The sequence below is a fragment of the Pantoea sp. UBA5923 genome (assembly GCF_002431095.1).
In the GTDB taxonomy this organism is placed as follows: Bacteria; Pseudomonadota; Gammaproteobacteria; order Enterobacterales; family Enterobacteriaceae; genus Pantoea; species Pantoea piersonii.
The window spans coordinates 26,061-43,127 of the sequence record NZ_DJDN01000020.1; the positions used below are offsets into that span (position 1 = coordinate 26,061).

Genomic DNA, 17,067 nt, shown 5'->3' on the forward strand with positions numbered 1-17,067 from the left:
CAACAGCCAAAACCTAAAGGTTCTGGCGCAGCGTCTCCAGCCGCTCCCGCTGCTTCTGTCCGGCATCAAAGTTCTCCTCGGCCAGCCAGCGCTCAAAGCCACCTTTCACCTGCGGCCACTCGCCGTCGATAATCGAGAACCAGCTGGTGTCGCGCGTGCGGCCGCGATACACAATCGCCTGGCGGAACTCGCCCTCATACTGAAAGCCCAGCCTTGCGGCGGCGCGGCGCGAAGGCGCGTTCAGGCTGTCGCATTTCCACTCATAGCGGCGATAGCCGAGCTGCTCGAAGGCGTAGCGCATCAGCAGATAGTGGGCTTCGGTCGCCTGCCGCGTCTGTTTCAGCAGCGGCGAAAAGGCGACGTGCCCGACTTCGATCACGCCATGCTCTGGCGCGATGCGCATCAGCGCCAGCGTGCCCACTGCGCGCCCACTTTCGCGGTCAACCACGGCGAAGTGCAGCGGATCGCGGCTGTCCTCCATCTGCTGCATATAGCTGAGCCATTCAGCCCGATCGTTAAAAGGCCCGGCGAACAGATAGGTCCAGTCGCGGCCATCCTGCGCCAGCGCCCAGGCGGCAAACAGATCGTCGCTGTGCTGCGCCAGGCTTAGCGGCTCCAGTCGACAGTAGCGCCCCTCCAGCGTCTCGCGCTGCGGAAGCGGGCGCGGCTGCCAGCCCGGCATTGGCTGGCCCACCGGCTGGCCATATTCATTGATGGTGTGTGACATAGCATCTCCTTGTTGTGGTCATCCTGAGATTGCCGCTTTTCTGGTAGGCTAAAAAGCGCCACCGCCAAAGAGAATGATGGATCCATGATGCCTGATGCTCGCCCCTTCCCGACCGGCCAGTTGCTCTCCGCCCCGCTCGCCTTGCGCGACGGCGAAACCCTTCAGCAGCAGCTCTTTCTGCGCGTGAAGCGCGCGATCCTGACGGGCCAGCTTCCGGCGGGCACGCGCCTGCCCGCGACGCGCCAGCTGGCGCAGGATCTGCGGATTTCGCGTAACACGGTTATCAATGCCTGGATGCAGCTGCAGGCGGAAGGGTATCTGATTAGCGATCGTCAGGGCAGCCGCGTCAGCCCGATTGCGCTGCCCGCCTCGCCTGCTCTCACCGTCGGCAGCGAAGCGCCGGTGGCAGACCGGGTGGCGCTGCTGCGTTCCGGCCACCGCTACAGCAGCGAAGAGATGCCGCTGCGTCCCGGCGTGCCGGCGCTGACGCACTTCCCTTTCGCCGCCTGGCGTCGCGCGCTTAACAGAGTGCTGAGCGACACGCCGCAGCGCCTGCTGGGCTATGGCGATCCGCTGGGCGAAATGGCGCTGCGCGTTGCGCTGGCGCAGCATCTCAGCCTGACGCGCGGCGTGCGCTGCCAGCCGCAGCAGATCGTTATCACCGAGGGCGCGCAGCAGGCGCTGTCGCTCTGCGTCACGCTGCTCAGCAATCCCGGCGATACCGGCTGGGTAGAAGAACCCGGCTATCGCGGCGCGAAAGCGGCCATGCTGGCCGGTAGCCTGCGCGTGCAGCCGGTTGCGGTGGATGAGCAGGGATTAGCGCCCGACGTCCGGCTGTGGCAGAGCGTTCCGCCGCGTCTGATCTACTGTTCGCCAACCCATCAGTACCCAACCGGCGCGGTGATGAGCGCGGCGCGCAGGCTGGCGCTGCTTGCACAGGCGCAGGCGCATCAGGCGTGGATTATTGAGGATGATTACGACGGCGATTTTCGCTACGTTGGCGAACCGATCGGCGCAATGCAGGGCATGACGCCCGCCGCGCCGGTTATCTATATCGGTTCATTCAGCAAAACGCTGTTTCCCGCGCTGCGCCTGGGATTTATGGTGCTGCCTGCCGCGCTGGCAACCACGCTGCGTCCGGCGCTGCATGAGCTACTGCGCGGCGGCAATCGCCTTGAGCAGCAGGCGCTGGCTGCTTTTATCGCCAGCGGCGACTTTACGCGCCACCTGAGCAAGATGCGCCGTCTTTACCGTCAGCGACAGCAGACGCTGCGGCAGGCACTGCGCGAGACGCTGGGCGAAAGCGCCAGCCTGCTGGGCGGCGAATGCGGCCTGCATCTGGTGCTGCGGCTGGCTGACGAGATCGACGACGTTGCGCTGGCGGCGCGGCTGTGGCAGGCCGGTTACGCCCCTGGCGCGCTCTCCGGCTACTGCTCTGGCGATGCGCCGCCGCGCGGGCTGGTGCTGGGCTACGGCAACACCGGCACCGCGCAGCTAAAGGCGGGCGCGCGACAAATCCGTCGGCTGCTGGACGCCGCGCCGTCCGCTACTTAGCGGGCGCGGCGACAGAGTGCCGCGGAATAAGCTCGGCGCTGAAGGCGGGCAGCGGGCCGACCGGCTCGCCGCGAATGTCGGCAATCAGGCGTCGCGCCGCTTCGCGGCCCATCTCATAGACCGGCTGCGCCACCACCGTCAGCGGCGGCGCGACGATTTCGCTCCAGGGAAAGTTATCGTACATGATGAACGAGAGATCCTGCGGGATACGCAGCCCGCGCTGCGCCACGGCGCGCAGCAGCGACATGGCGACCAGGCTGTCGGAAGCGATCAGCGCGGTCGGCGGCGCGCTGCGCTGCCACAGCGTCTCGACGATGCGCGCGATCTGCGCGTCGCTACCGGCATTCGCCTGGATTAACGAGGTGTCATAGCGACGACCGGCGGCGGCAAAAGCCGCCATCATGCCGCCTACGCGCTGCGCCACCGGCGTCAGACCAAAGTCCGCCGCCTCGCGGTACTCCCCCTCCAGCTCCATGCTGGTGATATAGGCGATGCGCTCGTGTCCCGCCTCCAGCAGTTGCTGCGTCGCCTCACGCGCCACGGCGGTGAAATCGCAGCAGATCGCCTCGACATCGAGATCGATTACCGCGCGATCGAACAGCCTGAGCGCACGTCCCTCTTCCAGAACCTGTAACAGATGGCCGTTTTTCTCCCGCGACGAGTGGCTGGGAGCGACGATAATGCCGTCGACCCGCTTCTCCAGCATTACCCGCACCGCATCCTGCTCGGCCTGCCCTTTCTCATCGCTGTTGCCCAGCAGCAGATGAAAGCCCGCCTGGCGCGCCACGTCGGCCATGCCGCGCAGCGCCAGACCAAAATGTGGGTTCTCGATATCGCCGACAATCACGCCGATGGTGTTAGATCGCCCGGTGTTCATGGTGCGCGCCACCTCGTTAGGCCGGTAGCCCAGCGATGCCGCCGCGCGGTTGACTCGCGTCTGTACCTCTTCACTGACGGCGCCGTAGCCGCCGAGCGCCCTGGCCGCCTGCGCTTTTGAAACGCTGGCCGCCCGGGCGACGTCGGCAACGGTAGGCGCTTTGGATCGCATTTTTTGAATGGTCATAATTAATTCGAATCACAGGTTGATGACAGGAAGATTGACGTCGAAAAAAGGCTGTGCTTAAACTCATTGTAACGCCTTGAGACCGGTCTCACAACAACTGTGCTCTTGTCGTAACCTGCGTTGAGACCGGTCTCATAACTCTATTACTACCGGCTCGACTGTCTCTGATGTTTAACCTGCAAAAACGGATGAGCTATGAAATCGCCAATTCACCTGAGCGCCCTGTGCGGCGCCGCAATCGCACTCTGTTCACTCTCGTTCAGCACGCTGGCGGCCAGCAGCGATAACCCTTACGGGCTGCTGGAGCCGGGCCACCTGCGCATCGCCAGCGTAGGCGACTCTAAACCCTATACCTTTACCGACGCCAGCGGCCAGTTCACCGGCTTCGACGTGGAGTTCTTTAAAAATGTGGCGCACCGCATGGGCATCGATCAGGTGGATTTCGTCGGACAGGATTTTTCCGCCATCCTGCCCGCCGTCGCCAACGGTCAGTTTGACGCCGCGGTCGCCGCTATCGGCATCACCCCGGCGCGCGAGAAGACGGTGGACTTCTCTACCGGCTATCTGGCGGGCTACCTCACGGTGCTGACGCGCAGCGACAGCGGCGTGAAAAACGTTGAGACGCTGGCGAAGCATCGGCTCGGGGTGGTTCAGGGCACGCTGCAGGAGAACTACGCCGTCCAGCACTTCACCCAGAGCGACGTGGTGCGCTTTCCTGATAATAACGCTGCGGTCTCCGCGCTGAACAACGGCACGCTGGACGCGGTATTTCTCGACTATGAAGCCGCCAAAAGCTACGCCGAACGCTTCAAGCTGATCTCCGCCGCCGATATTCCGTCGTTCGATGCGCCAGCGGGCGTCGCCATCGCCAAAAATAAACCGGCGTTTAAGGCCGCGCTCGACAAGGCGATCAAAGCCGCCATGCAGGACGGCACCTGGAAACAGCTTTATCAGAAGTGGTTTCCCGGCTCGCCGATGCCTGAGCAGTATCTGCCCGGCGGCCAGTAATGCGTGAGCGCTGAGCGTTCGGCTTTTCACCAGTGACGGCATCGTCCGTCACGCGTACTGATGGAGTACGGCGATGGATCTTCTGACAATGCTTTCCCGCACCTTCTTCGATCTCGACTCAATGAAGGAAGTGCTGCCGCAGCTGCTGGCGACCGGACTGGTCAATACCCTGATCATCTCAGTTGCCGCCACGCTGCTCGGCACGCTGTTCGGCCTGCTGCTGGCGCTGATGGGCATTTCGCCGTCGCGCTGGCTGCGGCTGCCCGCGCGTCTTTATACCGACCTGTTTCGCGGCCTGCCGTCGATTCTGACCATTCTGCTGATTGGGCAGGGTCTGGCGCGCTTCAGCTATCAACTTTTCGGGCCGACGCCCTACCCGCTCGGCATTTTCGCCCTCAGCCTGATCGCCAGCGCCTATATGGGCGAGATTTTCCGCGCCGGTATTCAGAGCGTAGAGCGCGGGCAGATGGAGGCGTGCCGCGCGCTGGGCATGAGCTACGGCCGCGCGATGCGCCAGGTAGTGATCCCGCAGGGCATCCGCCGCGTGCTGCCCGCTATCGTGAACCAGTTTATCGCCATTATTAAAGACTCGTCGCTGGTCTACCTGCTCGGCCTGATGACCGGCCAGCGCGAGCTGTTCCGCGTCGGACAGGACGCGGCGGTGCTTACCGGCAACCTGTCGCCGCTGATGCTGGCAGGGCTTTTCTACCTGGTGATTACCGTACCGCTGACCCATGCGGTGAACTATATCGACGTGCGCTACCGCACCGGTCGTCGTCGCCTCACCGCGCCGCAGAGCGGCCTGAAAGAGGTCGAAGAAGTGCTAAAGCGCCCCGAGGGCGCGCTGACCACACCATCCTTAACCAGCAATCGGGGGCAATAATGAGCGTTGCAATGAAACTGAGTGAGCCGCCCGCTGCGGCGAGCTGGAAAGGATCGAGCCTGGAGCTGCGCGATCTCTCGCTGGCCTACGGCCCGATCGAGGTACTGCGTCGCGTGTCGCTGCGCATCGCGCCTGGCACCACCACCTGCATTATCGGGCCTTCCGGCTCCGGCAAATCGACCCTGCTGCGCGGCATCAACCGCTTGCATGAACCTAAATCGGGTGACGTGCTGCTGGCGGGACGCTCGGTGCTGAAAGACAAGCCCGACGCGCTGCGGCTGCGTATCGGTATGGTGTTCCAGCACTTCAACCTGTTTCCCGACCACAGCGCGCTGGAGAACGTGGCGCTGGCCCCCTGGAAGGTAAAAGGCCTGCCGAAGGCGCAGGCGATGGCGATTGCACGCCAGCGGCTTGAGGAGGTGGGCTTAGGCCAGCGCGCCGATCACCGCCCGCGCGATCTCTCCGGCGGCCAGCAGCAGCGCGTGGCGATTGCCCGCGCGCTGGCGATGGACCCCGAGGTGATGCTGTTTGACGAGGCGACCTCGGCGCTCGATCCCGAACTGGTGAAAGGGGTGCTGACGCTGATGGCCGATCTCTGTCGGCGCGGCATGACCATGGTGGTGGTCACCCATGAGATGGGCTTCGCCCGCAAGGTCGCCGATCAGGTGGTGTTTATGGACGAAGGGGAGATTGTTGAAGCGGGCCCGCCCGCCGCACTGTTCGACGCGCCCCAGTCGCCGCGCCTGCAACGTTTTCTGTCGGAAGTGCTGTAAGCCTTCTCTCTTTCGTAATGAACAAGGAACCGAATCATGGCTTTTGAACAACTCCCTCGCGTAGTGGTACTGGGCGGTGGCGCGCTTGGCGTCTCCAGCGCGCTGCAGCTGGCAAAACGCGGCGCGGCGGTCACGCTGGTGACTGAGGCAGAACTCTGCTCCGGCGCCTCTGGCCGTTCGCTCTCGTGGCTGAACTCAGCGGGCGAACGCTCCACGCCCTATCACGCGCTGCGCATGGCGGGCATCGATCGCTACCGCACGCTGTTCGCCGACGATCCCTCGCGCGACTGGCTGCGTTTCGACGGCGGCCTGTACTGGGCGGCGGACGACCTGAGCGGCACACGCGCGCGCCATGCCTATGAGAAGGCACACGGCTACGACTCACGGCTGGTCACGCGCGACAGCCTGGCGCAGGCGGATGCGCAGGTAGAGGACGAGGCGCTGGCGCAGGAGGCGATCTTCAACCCTGGCGAAGGCTGGGTCAGCCTGCCGCACCTGGTGGCGCATCTGGCGCATCAGCTGCGTGCGCTGGGCGGCGAGATCGTCGAGCACGCCGGGAAATGTGAAGTCGTGCGCGACGGGCAGCGCGCCAGCGGCATCAGGCTGGCGAGCGGGGATATCCTGGACGCCGACGCGGTGCTGGTCGCCTGCGGCCCCGCCACGCCGGATGTGGTCGCGCCGCTCGGCGTCACTATCCCCAACGGTTCGCCCGTTTCCATGCTGGTGATCACGGCACCCAGCGCACACGGGATGAAGGCGGTGCTGAATACGCCACGCGCGGCGGTACGCCCCAATCCGGGCAAGACCTTCGCGCTGGATCACGACTGGTACGAAGAGGATATTCAGCAACAGGCTGACGGCAGCTACACCATTGATGAGCGCGTGGTGGCGCAGCTCGCCGCCGAGGCGAGCAAGTTAATGAAAGGCGAGCCGCTGCGCGCCGCGAGCTGGAAGCTGGGGTTAAAACCGATTCCCGGCGACGGCGAACCGGTGCTGGGCGAGCTGGAGAGCGTGCCGGGCTGCTTTGTCGCCTTTACCCATTCTGGCGCGACTTTGGCGCTGATTGCGGGCGAGCTGCTGGCGGAGGAGATCCTGACGGGCGAGAAGCAGCCGATGCTGGAGAGCTTCCGGCCTGCCCGTTTCGCATAAAAAAGCCGGTCACGCTGACCGGCTGTCAATTGCTGGTGCCCGGATATGGCACGTGGGCGCGCTGGCCCGGCGACAGGCGCACCTCAGGGATGGGGTGCCTGTCCGTACGGTTAGCGCTGCCTTCTTAGCCGCGCTCGCACTTAGCCGCGATAGTAGATATCGCCTGTTTCTGCCTTGAGGATTTTGCCGACGTCATTGGTGATCAGCAGATAGTTGCCGCCGATATAGGTCCAGTGGCTGCCGGTTTCCGGCGCAGGCAGGTTACGCTTCTGCCACTCAACGATGGTGTAGGTTTTATCCAGATACTGCTGCGGCACGCTGTCGCCGACCTTGTACTCTTTGTAGTCGATGATGACGCGGTCGAGATCGTATTTTGACTGCGGCTGCGAAGTGCCGGCGTTAGCGTCTGGCGCTGGCGAGGGGGTGCTGCCCGCTTCCGGCTCTTCCGCGTTTGGTCCCAGCGGCGGCTGGTCGGTGCTATCGCCTTGCGGCTGCGCATCGGCAGGTGCCTGCTGCTGCACCTGCGGCGGTGGCGGAACGGTATCGGTGGCGTCGCCTTCCGCCTGTGCGGCGGGAACAAGGCTCAGCGAGCCAAACAGTAAACCCGCTAAAAAGAGTGCGTTCTGAGTCCTGCGCATAGTGTTTTCCACGTTGATTGATTTTGTTAACAGTAGACCAGGATAAAGACAATCTGTACAGCCTCTCAGTTCCGTAGCAGAACAGGAAAGGTTCAAATAACAGTTTCCTGTAAGGATAAAAGCATCAAATCCAGGCACGGTTCTGCAGGCCTGACCGAGCGGACAAAGAGTGCCCAATTACCTTACTTTTCGGCTAAACGGACAGGCGGAGAAGCAGTAAGAATATCGCAGCGTTTATCTAATAAAGATTCCACCGAGGCGCGGTTACCCCTATCCCAGCCGCGCCGCGTGGTCAGCAGGATAAATCCTTTTTCTCCCGAGAAGGTCGTGGGTATCAACGCCACGCCATACTCCGCCAGCTGCGGCGGCGACAGCTGAAAGTGGCGCGCCACCGAGGCGATAGGATAGATGCCCATCGCCGTCGGCTGCATCACGCGGCGGGCATAATAAGTATGGTTCAGCAGCCGGTCAGGCAAAGGACGCCACTGCTCATCTATGAAGGGTCGCTCAGCCTGAAGCTGACGACGCACATCTTCCCGCAGACAGGTCAGATGAATATGCAGCTGGTTCTGGCTGCGTCCCCAGGCGGAATTAATCGCCAGACCCAGCATATCGTCGGGAACATCTGCGCCATAGGCCGACATTAAGCGATAACGCATCAGCCAGGCATAGCCAAAGTAGTCGGTGCGGCCCGCGCGCGATAGCGAGATGCTCTCGATACCGGACATCGCCAGGTTTGGCACCAGGATAAAATGGTATTTGTAGCGGGGATTTTGCAGGATGCTGAAGCCCTGCTCATTACTCTGCGGCTGATAGATTTGCTGACATGGCGCGGGATCGTGCCGGTAGTGGTAGTTGGTCATGCAGAGATCCTGCGTGACCATCCACAGCGCGTCAGAGCGCGCGCATCCGGTTAGCAGGAGCGCAATGGCAGAGAGTAATAACCCTCGATAGATCCTTAATCGCATAAAGTCAGCCAGTAGTTGCCATTAACGCAGTCAGGCTCATACAAGGTAAGACGGGCAGCCTGATTATGCTGTCTGACAGCATAGTGTTATCTTTCAATGGATTTTAACTCAGGCATAGCGGCTTGAGTCATTCTTTCTCGTTACCTCAAGCGCGTACTGCGCATAACGCCATACAGCTGACATATTCAGGACGAAGCACAGAACGGAGCAGCAATGACGAGCGCTCTGCCCGGCTGTTCCCTGTTTCACTTATTCGGGAGAAAAGGATTTATGAAAAAACTTCTCGTATCGGCGCTGATTACCTGCGGCTTATCGGCCTGTAGCTACGATAACAGCGGGACGAGCAGAGCGCCGGAAAAAGCAGGACGCACCATGCCGGATATTTTCCAGTCGGTCTCCCCTTCTCAGCAGCGAGCAATAATGTCGGGTGAACGTCCCGACTGGACAGAGATTCAGCCAACACATTTCCCTCGTCGCATGTAGGAAATTTGCGCTGTAACGCCAGCTGGACGAGGTGTGGTCGGTGCTCGCTTTTTTTGTAAGGCTGATGTTGGTTTCGCTGATGGCGCGCTGCGGCAGATCCTGCATTGGTGCAAAGAGCGTGACGTGTTTTTTAGAAGGGATGCCGGGGGCTGCCTTTGCACTAATTAAATGCGCCGGGAAACTGGCAAAGGGTGTGCGGAAATAAGATTTGTAAAAGTCTTACACCACATATAATTTGCCAGCCCCTCTAACTTTAACAAAGGTATCTTATCCGATTAAGCCTGCTTTATGTTTGATTTTACTAACAGCTCACTCAAGTTAAATCCTTGAATTTAAATAAAATAAATCAAATAAACGTTAGCTATTTAAGGATGATTTAATTCGATTTTTGTTACATTGATGAATTATTGCACTTAAAAGAGTGAAGACCACTTCATAGGAGCTGAACCTAAAGGAAATTTTCCAGTTACAACAATAAATTGAGCTACAGTACGCAAATTTTCACGTCAAAAGGCTGTAAATCCGCACAGGTATTACGTAAAATATCACGTAACCCATTAGCTCGATTTTAAACGGATTACACTATGGCTAGTATTGATGCGGACTACTGCTACTCGTTCCCGGCTATACGTGGCATTCAGGCGGGACGACCTTTTTATATCGCTACCTGTCCAATGCGAATCATCCCCAAAATATTCAGTTTTGATGAAAATGACGTTCCTCCAGAGTTACGTGCACAGCGCACCCTGAACAAATCCCGCATTCCAGAAATGGTACGTTATTTGCTTGAAAACCCTAAAGATTATGTTTTTTCCGCATTAACAGCTTCCATCGCTGTTGACGTTCAGTTTGATGAATTCCCGGGGTCTAATAACTTGGGAACGCTCTCCGTTCCGATGGACGCACAGATTTTGATCAACGATGGCCAGCATCGTCGTAAGGCAATTGAAGACGCTTTGGATGCTCGTCCAGAACTTGGGCAGGATAACATTCCAGTGCTGTTTTTTGTTGATGAGGGATTAAAACGCAGCCAGCAAATGTTTGCCGATCTGAACAAATATGCAATACGCCCTAGTCCTTCATTGTCATCATTATACGATCACCGTGATGCCAGTTCCAGCCTGGCACGTTACCTAGCGATGTCCGTTGAACCGTTCATCGGAATGACTGAGCTGGAAAAATCAGGTATCAGCCAACGCTCCAATAAATTGTTTACTTTAAGTAGCATCAAGCAGGCAACTCGTGCACTGCTGGGCAAAGAGCCAAAAGAAGATAATTTTGAAGAATGTACTCAAATCGCCACTAGCTACTGGCAGGCGGTTTTTAACGTCATGCCAGACTGGCAGTTAGCCGCCAGAAAAGAAGTGTCACCTGTTCAGCTAAGGCAGGACTATATCCATGCCCACGGCATTGGTTTGCAGGCCCTCGGACAGTTGGGGTATGCGTTACTTATGAATTATCCCAAAGAATGGCCGGAGAAAATTGTTTCCCTCAAAACATTCAACTGGCGTAGAAATAATCCAGATTTGATTAAACGAGCGATGCAGCACGGTAAGCTGAGTAAAACCAGTACGGCAATTCAGTTAACCTGCAACGCGTTAAAAATCGCATTATCTCTTCCCCTCACTCCTGAAGAACAGGAGCTTGAAGCTCAAATGGTTGTCTCATGAGTAAATTAGTTCAGGCCTTCGATCTGGCCGAATACGAAGATTTTATTAATCAAGAACAGTTTGCTGGACGTCCTCTGTCGGAATATGTCGCCGAAGTTCAAAGAATTTATTGTGCGGATAAGCGCCCGTGGGTAATCGGCTACAGTGGAGGCAAAGACTCTTCAGCAGTTATTACACTGGTGTATCTGGCCTTACTGGGTCTGCCTCCAGAAATGCGCAGTAAAGATGTTTTCTTGGTGTCATCCGATACGCTGGTGGAAACACCGGTAGTTGTGGATTTGATTAAGAAAACTATGTTGCAAATTGAGGCGGGGGCAAAGCGTAATGGTCTGCCAATCACTCAACATGCAGTAACGCCCAAAACCAATGAAACCTTCTGGGTAAATTTGCTAGGTAAAGGTTACCCGGCTCCGACACGCAGTTTTCGCTGGTGTACCGAGCGTATGAAGATCAACCCGGTCAGTGACTTTATTAAAGATAAAGTCAGCCAGTTTGATGAGGTGATTGTAGTCCTCGGCTCACGTAGCAGCGAGAGTGCTTCCCGTGCTCAGGTAATCGCAAAGCACAAAATTGATGGCTCACGCCTGGCCCGGCACACTACGCTGGCAAATGCGTTTATCTATACCCCTATTGATACCTGGGATGTGGAAGATGTCTGGAAATTGTTGCGCGGTGCATTCCGATACGCTCCCGAAGATATAAACGAGTGGGAAAGCCCGTGGGGGGGAAATAACCGCCCTCTGTGGACGCTGTATATGGACTCTTCCGCACAGGGTGAGTGTCCCCTGGTGATCGACGAAAGTACCCCCTCTTGTGGTAATTCTCGCTTTGGCTGCTGGACCTGTACCGTAGTCACCAAGGATAAAGCGATGGAAAGCCTGATCAAAAACGGCGAAGAATGGATGGCGCCATTACTAAAATATCGTGATCTGCTGGCGTTTACCACCGACCCGGTGAATAAAGACACCTATCGCAACTATAAACGCCGCACCGGTAAGGTGAGTTATCAGTACGCTAAAGACGGCGAAGATCGCAGTGCAGAACGTAAGCATGTTCCTGGCCCTTACTGGCTCAAATACCGCCAGCAGTGGTTAAAAGACTTACTGGAAATTGAGCGCGATTTAAACGCCCAAGGCCACACGATTACGTTAATTACTCAGCCGGAGCTGCACGCTATCCGCCAGGAGTGGTTGAAAGATCCTAACGAGCCAGACTGGTACGACACATTACCGGGTATTTACCGCGAGGTATATCAGCAGGATCTGAACTGGGTTGTTGACGATCAATCTCGCTTTGATGCAAGCGATGCTGATTTGCTGGTCCAGATAACGCAAGGGTTCGATGTAGTACCTGAAATGGTGATGAAATTGATCGAGCTGGAAACTTCCATGGAAGGGTTAAGTCGTCGTCAGGGAATTTTTGACAAGCTCGGCACAATCTTGAAGCAGGACTGGGGCAGCCTGGAAGAAATTCAGCAGCAACAATCAATGCTGCAAAAACGCAACGATCGGGATATTCATCAGGACGAAGTTGAAAAGCTAGAAGCTGAACTTCAGACTTTACAGCGCAGAATTATCGATGCAGGCGAATCGTCTGCGCTTATCGATGAGGAAAATGAACGTGCTTATTAAGCAACTGGTATTACATAACTTTCGCGTATTTTGTGGCACACACACCATCGATCTGGCTCCCAGAAAGCGCCCTCATGAAGTACATCCTCGTCCGATTGTGCTATTTGGTGGTTTAAATGGCGCAGGGAAAACATCTATTTTGTCGGCGATTCGGCTGGCACTGTATGGGCGTTTAGCGTTTGGCCCAGCGATGCAACAGCAGGAGTATGTTGAACAACTTGGTGCACTAGTGCACAACGGGACGTATACCACGGAGCGCCCTGAAGAGGCCGCGGTAGAACTGACGTTTACCTACAACCAAAACGGCCATGAAACTGAATTCACCGTCACGCGTAGCTGGAAGAAAGGAAAGAAAGACCGTCTCTCTTTGCAGCAGGATGGACAACCACGTAGTGAACTCAGTTATGACCAGTGCCAGGGTTTTTTGAATGAGTTAATCCCTCATGGTGTTGCCGACCTTTTCTTTTTTGATGGAGAGAAGATTGCAGAGTTGGCAGAAGATGAATCCGGTAATATTCTGCGTACAGCGGTGCGTCGTTTGTTGGGGCTGGATCTGATCGCCAGACTGCAAAATGACCTGATGATTTTTGTCAAACGCCAGCAAACCGTACAGTTAGGTGGCTCCCAGCAACAGCAGGTCGAAGCGCTTGAGACAAAGATTAAAACGCTTGCCGGTCAGGCAGAGAAATTGCTGGAAGAGGCCGATTTCGTCAATTCACGGATTGAATTTTTATCCCAGGACATTATTCGCCATGAGGGCTTATTAAATGCGCAGGGCGGCGCATTTGCCCAGACTAAAGCACAGGAAAAACTAAAAGTTGAAACACTGTTAAAAGAAAAAGAGCGTCTGGAAAAAGCCTTACGACAGGAATGTGATGGATCGTTGCCCTATGCGTTAGCGCCTGATACGTTGTCACGGTTGCTCGAAAAAATTGCCAATGAAGCGCAGATCAAGCAGGCGAAAAGCTTTGAGACGGAGTTAAATCAATTTTTAACTCAACTCAAAAATGATATCGCGTTCCGTTCCAGCAGTGAGAGTAGCACCAGAGCCATTGCTACCGAAGCGATTACCAATAATTTGGACGCATATATGGCAACCAAACCAAAAGGTGATTTGCTGTTTGATATTTCTGAACGTGAAGCCGGTATGCTCCAGCAGTCCATTGAGCAGGACAGTAAAAAAGCATGGCAGCGTTTTGATATTTACCGCCATCAATTAGCGGATATTGAACAACAACTTGAGCAAGCCGCTGCTAATATTGCTCGCGCCCCGGAAGACGAGCAGTTAATGGATCTCTTTGCAGCATTACGCGATCTCGATTATAAACGTGAAAAACAGCGTCAAAAATACCGCTCACTGCTGGAAGAGGCTAAACGGACGAAACAGCAGCAACTGGACTGTGTTCGTCAAGTACAGAAAGCACATGACATCACCCGTAGCCAACATGGTTTGAGCAGCGCATTTAAAAATGCACAGGAGACCATTAACCTGCTCGATTACTACAGCGATGTGTTAACGCAGGCGCGAGTGAGAAAGTTATCGGCCAACTTTGAAACCGCCTACCATAAGCTGGCTCGTAAAGAGGATTTACAGCTTAATGCGCACATAAATCCACAGACATTTGATGTTGAACTGGTGGATGAAAAGGGTTCGGTAATTAATCGCAAGCTGCTTTCTGCGGGTGAAAAGCAGATTTATGCGATCGCTATTCTTGAGGCGCTGGCAAAAACCTCTGGGCGTGATTTCCCGGTGATTATTGATACGCCGTTAGGACGTCTGGATTCTCAACATCGGGATAAGTTGATTAATCATTATTTCCCAGAGGCGAGCCATCAGGTTGTGTTGTTATCCACCGATACGGAAGTGGACGAGCGTTATTTTGTTGATCGACTACGTGATGATATTTCTCATGCTTATGAGATTGTGTTTAATGCACATACCAAATCATCTGCGCTTAAGCCTGGCTATTTCTGGGAATTAACCAAGGAGGCGATCTGATGCTCCCAAATCGAATGATGCTTAATCGTCAGACTGAAGACCAGCTTAAAAAGCTTAAAGGATATACTGGGATTACGCCCAATGTCGCTGCTCGACTGGCATTTTTCCGCTCGGTGGAGAGTAAGTTTCGCTATTCGCCGGATAATGATAATAAAAAATTGGATGGTGCGATGATGCTGGATAAATTTACGTGGCTGGGGGAAACGCTGCAAGCTACGGAATTAGTATTAAAAATGCTTTATCCACACATGGCACAAAAAGATCTTATTAAGGCATGGGCTGCACATGTTGAGGATGGAATTGCTGCGTTGAGGAACTATAAAAATTTAAAAGATTTCACTTTGAACTTATAAAGTATTAGACTAACTTAATGTCGAGACCTTGACTTAGGCATTAAGTTAGCATCTAAAAACACTTCTATATGATGAGTTAAAAGATATCCATCGTATTATTCTTATATTATATCCTCTTCAAATGATAATACATAATCCATTATTCTTTGTATTGTATCCTTCCAGGAATCAATATTAATATCATCTATATTTATAAGCTTAATTATTCTATGCCTATCAAATATAAGAGATGCTGTAATTTCGTCATTTTGGCAAAAATAACGGTTAGAATCTCTAAAATCATACGGAATAAACAAAATGTTTTGTGCGTTAGAAGGGAGGTCCATAATATAGTTTTTTACCCTATCAACACTTGCCTGTTTATTTGCCCAGTTTTTCCCCGATGCACTTTGCCCAAGAAAGATCTGTTTTCTATCTAAATTTGGATCATCTCTAAATGGAACCCAAGCAACGATATCAACCCCACCATCACCATTATCTCCCTCTCTGAACACATTAGGTCTAGTTGATCTGGTTAATCCTAAATCTTGTGCGAGAAGACTATATTTCTGATCAATACTCCCCGAATATCGTGCATTCTTTTCTGAGGACACACCAAAAACATGAACCTCTGCAATTTTAGGAAGATATTTCTTCAAAGAAACATATGATATTTGTTCAAATAAAGTTGTTAGTGAGTGATATCCGCCAATATATTTAAGTAACGAACATAACAATAGCAATATATATAAGTGATGTTTTCTATTTAAATTATTATTTTTCCTTACTCTAATTCCATCATAGATGAAAGGGTAGCTATCTCCGTAATGAGATACTCTACAATTGATCTCATCGAACCATCCAGATATTCTTCCCATCCACTCTTCATTCACAATACTGCCATTTTCCGTGCCAATGTCCGTTATCTTATTATCCTCAAGAAAACGGTCATAAATATCACTGACACTAAGACCATCATCACAATCAACCAAGGCCAAAAGTTCTAAATAATCACAATAGTAATGTGAATTACATAGAGTTTCATTTGGTGTCTTGTCTAATAACTTGAACTCAATCATCCCATTTCTCTTCAGCCATGGACTCAATAATCAATTTCATATTTTTTGCTAATGTGAATATCTCTTTTAGCTTAGTTTTAACCGAGTCATGATGTTGTTCTACATTATGAATAATATTATTTGCTCTTTTTAAACCAGCCAAAGACATATCTATTTCTTGGTTAAACGAATCAGCAGTAACAGAAACTAGATTATATGCTTCGACAATACTTCCTTCCCCGGTTCGAAAGTATTCTTCAGCTTCTTTATCTCCCAAAACTTTATCAAGCATTCCCAAATGTTTACTGTCACCTAAGACCCGACTACGCCCATTTTCATTCTTTTCAAAAAACCACTTGGTTAGCAGTTCTAATTTATCTATATTCACATGAGATGTTGGTTCATTTGATTTCATATCAACATTAATGTAATTTCTTACATTTTCTCTACTTAACGAATCAGCGAGGTAATTAAAATGTAAGGTCGTTTCATCCAATGCCTTTATCTTAAAAAAAGCCTGGTCTTCAATTTTAAGATAAAGATCATAGGCCGTTAGTAAACTACGAACATAATCACTACGGCTCCCTATTGTTTTTGCCAACTTCCGGCATTTAGCTGTAAAATCCGTTTCATTTAACTCTTTTGATAATTCATTGAGATATCTTGCTTTTGGTAAGATCCCCCATGATTTGACACCGGTGATATGACGATAGCCCAGATATTTATTTATTTCTTCTCTGGATTTAAATATAATGCAAGGTAGCTTTTTTGGCCTCTCTGTTGTCTCATTTAAAACTTTTTCTATTTTTATTTTTTGGGATGTAGCCAAGCTAGGCTCATTGAGTAGCATCACTGAAGTTAAGCGCCTGTTACCCTCAACAACAATAAACTTATCCGACTCATGCCCATCAGGAATAACCAATAAGGATTCGCCAATGAAAAATCCTGCCTGCCCTATAGCAAGCATTAATTCGATAATAGATGCGTCATTCAGCATCCAATTAACGATGTCAGATTTCCCTATTTTTTTCTTCCTAAAAGATGATGGAAGTCTAGGATTCTTATCATCTAACTTAATCTTTTCCAGATCAATGAAATCTATATTTTGCCCTGACATTATATTACCTCGTC

The 17,067-nt window shown here is 53.3% G+C and carries 16 protein-coding genes; 10 read left to right on the forward strand and 6 right to left on the reverse strand.

Annotated features, from left to right (window positions below; all coding sequences use genetic code 11):
• Positions 1-13 precede the first annotated feature (13 nt).
• The gene (locus tag B3797_RS04745; RefSeq protein WP_311790531.1) at positions 14-727 is read right to left on the reverse strand and encodes a GNAT family protein; all 714 of its coding nucleotides are present in this window, start codon (positions 725-727) and stop codon (positions 14-16) included.
• Between the two features lie 84 nt (positions 728-811).
• Here B3797_RS04745 and B3797_RS04750 point away from each other — a divergent pair, with 84 nt between their 5' ends.
• Positions 812-2,281: a PLP-dependent aminotransferase family protein gene (locus B3797_RS04750; RefSeq protein WP_311790532.1), complete on the forward strand. Its 1,470-nt coding sequence runs from the start codon at positions 812-814 to the stop codon at positions 2,279-2,281.
• Here the strand turns inward: B3797_RS04750 and B3797_RS04755 are convergent.
• Entirely contained in the window at positions 2,274-3,344 is a 1,071-nt protein-coding gene (locus tag B3797_RS04755) for a LacI family DNA-binding transcriptional regulator (RefSeq protein WP_311783174.1), read from the reverse strand. The genes B3797_RS04750 and B3797_RS04755 overlap by 8 nt on opposite strands.
• A gap of 195 nt (positions 3,345-3,539) precedes the next feature.
• On the opposite strand from B3797_RS04755, the gene B3797_RS04760 reads away from it, so the two are divergent.
• The 4 genes from B3797_RS04760 to B3797_RS04775 all read left to right on the forward strand — a co-directional run bounded on the left by B3797_RS04760 (position 3,540) and on the right by B3797_RS04775 (position 7,157).
• On the forward strand, positions 3,540-4,352 hold the full coding sequence (locus tag B3797_RS04760) for an ABC transporter substrate-binding protein (RefSeq protein ID WP_120455537.1): 813 nt from the start codon (positions 3,540-3,542) through the stop codon (positions 4,350-4,352).
• A gap of 73 nt (positions 4,353-4,425) precedes the next feature.
• Complete coding sequence (locus tag B3797_RS04765; RefSeq protein ID WP_126689067.1) at positions 4,426-5,235, forward strand: amino acid ABC transporter permease; 810 nt, start codon at positions 4,426-4,428, stop codon at positions 5,233-5,235.
• Between the two features lie 11 nt (positions 5,236-5,246).
• Positions 5,247-6,008 carry an amino acid ABC transporter ATP-binding protein gene (locus tag B3797_RS04770; RefSeq protein ID WP_158591253.1) on the forward strand — a complete coding sequence of 254 codons (762 nt, stop codon included), beginning with the start codon at positions 5,247-5,249 and terminating at the stop codon, positions 6,006-6,008.
• A gap of 36 nt (positions 6,009-6,044) precedes the next feature.
• Complete coding sequence (locus B3797_RS04775; RefSeq protein WP_311790533.1) at positions 6,045-7,157, forward strand: FAD-binding oxidoreductase; 1,113 nt, start codon at positions 6,045-6,047, stop codon at positions 7,155-7,157.
• A gap of 140 nt (positions 7,158-7,297) precedes the next feature.
• Here B3797_RS04775 and B3797_RS04780 read toward each other — a convergent pair whose 3' ends face one another.
• Together B3797_RS04780 and B3797_RS04785 are read right to left on the reverse strand one after the other, a co-directional pair.
• A complete protein-coding gene (locus B3797_RS04780) occupies positions 7,298-7,795 on the reverse strand; it encodes an RcnB family protein (RefSeq protein ID WP_311790534.1) in 498 nt (165 codons plus the stop codon).
• Positions 7,796-7,977: 182 nt separating this feature from the next.
• Positions 7,978-8,763 carry a CDP-diacylglycerol diphosphatase gene (locus B3797_RS04785; RefSeq protein WP_311790535.1) on the reverse strand — a complete coding sequence of 262 codons (786 nt, stop codon included), beginning with the start codon at positions 8,761-8,763 and terminating at the stop codon, positions 7,978-7,980.
• Positions 8,764-9,033: 270 nt separating this feature from the next.
• Between B3797_RS04785 and B3797_RS04790 the strand changes: the two genes are divergently transcribed.
• From B3797_RS04790 to dndE, 5 genes are all read left to right on the forward strand, one after another.
• Positions 9,034-9,246, forward strand: coding sequence for a hypothetical protein (locus B3797_RS04790; RefSeq protein ID WP_311790536.1), 213 nt, complete (start codon positions 9,034-9,036; stop codon positions 9,244-9,246).
• A 584-nt stretch (positions 9,247-9,830) separates the two neighbouring features.
• The gene (gene dndB / locus B3797_RS04795) at positions 9,831-10,916 is read left to right on the forward strand and encodes a DNA sulfur modification protein DndB (protein WP_311790537.1); all 1,086 of its coding nucleotides are present in this window, start codon (positions 9,831-9,833) and stop codon (positions 10,914-10,916) included.
• On the forward strand, positions 10,913-12,547 hold the full coding sequence (gene dndC, locus B3797_RS04800; RefSeq protein ID WP_311790538.1) for a DNA phosphorothioation system sulfurtransferase DndC: 1,635 nt from the start codon (positions 10,913-10,915) through the stop codon (positions 12,545-12,547). The genes dndB and dndC overlap by 4 nt, the downstream gene beginning before the upstream one ends.
• A complete protein-coding gene (gene dndD, locus B3797_RS04805) occupies positions 12,537-14,546 on the forward strand; it encodes a DNA sulfur modification protein DndD (protein WP_311790593.1) in 2,010 nt (669 codons plus the stop codon). Before dndC ends, dndD begins: the two co-directional genes overlap by 11 nt.
• Entirely contained in the window at positions 14,546-14,899 is a 354-nt protein-coding gene (dndE, locus tag B3797_RS04810) for a DNA sulfur modification protein DndE (RefSeq protein WP_311790539.1), read from the forward strand. Before dndD ends, dndE begins: the two co-directional genes overlap by 1 nt.
• Positions 14,900-15,000: 101 nt before the next feature.
• On the opposite strand, the gene B3797_RS04815 is transcribed toward dndE, so the two are convergent.
• Both B3797_RS04815 and B3797_RS04820 read right to left on the reverse strand, forming a co-directional pair.
• Positions 15,001-15,957, reverse strand: a complete 957-nt coding sequence (locus B3797_RS04815; protein WP_311790540.1) for a hypothetical protein — start codon at positions 15,955-15,957, stop codon at positions 15,001-15,003.
• Positions 15,950-17,053, reverse strand: a complete 1,104-nt coding sequence (locus B3797_RS04820; RefSeq protein ID WP_311790541.1) for a hypothetical protein — start codon at positions 17,051-17,053, stop codon at positions 15,950-15,952. Before B3797_RS04820 ends, B3797_RS04815 begins: the two co-directional genes overlap by 8 nt.
• Between the last annotated feature and the right edge of the window lie 14 nt (positions 17,054-17,067).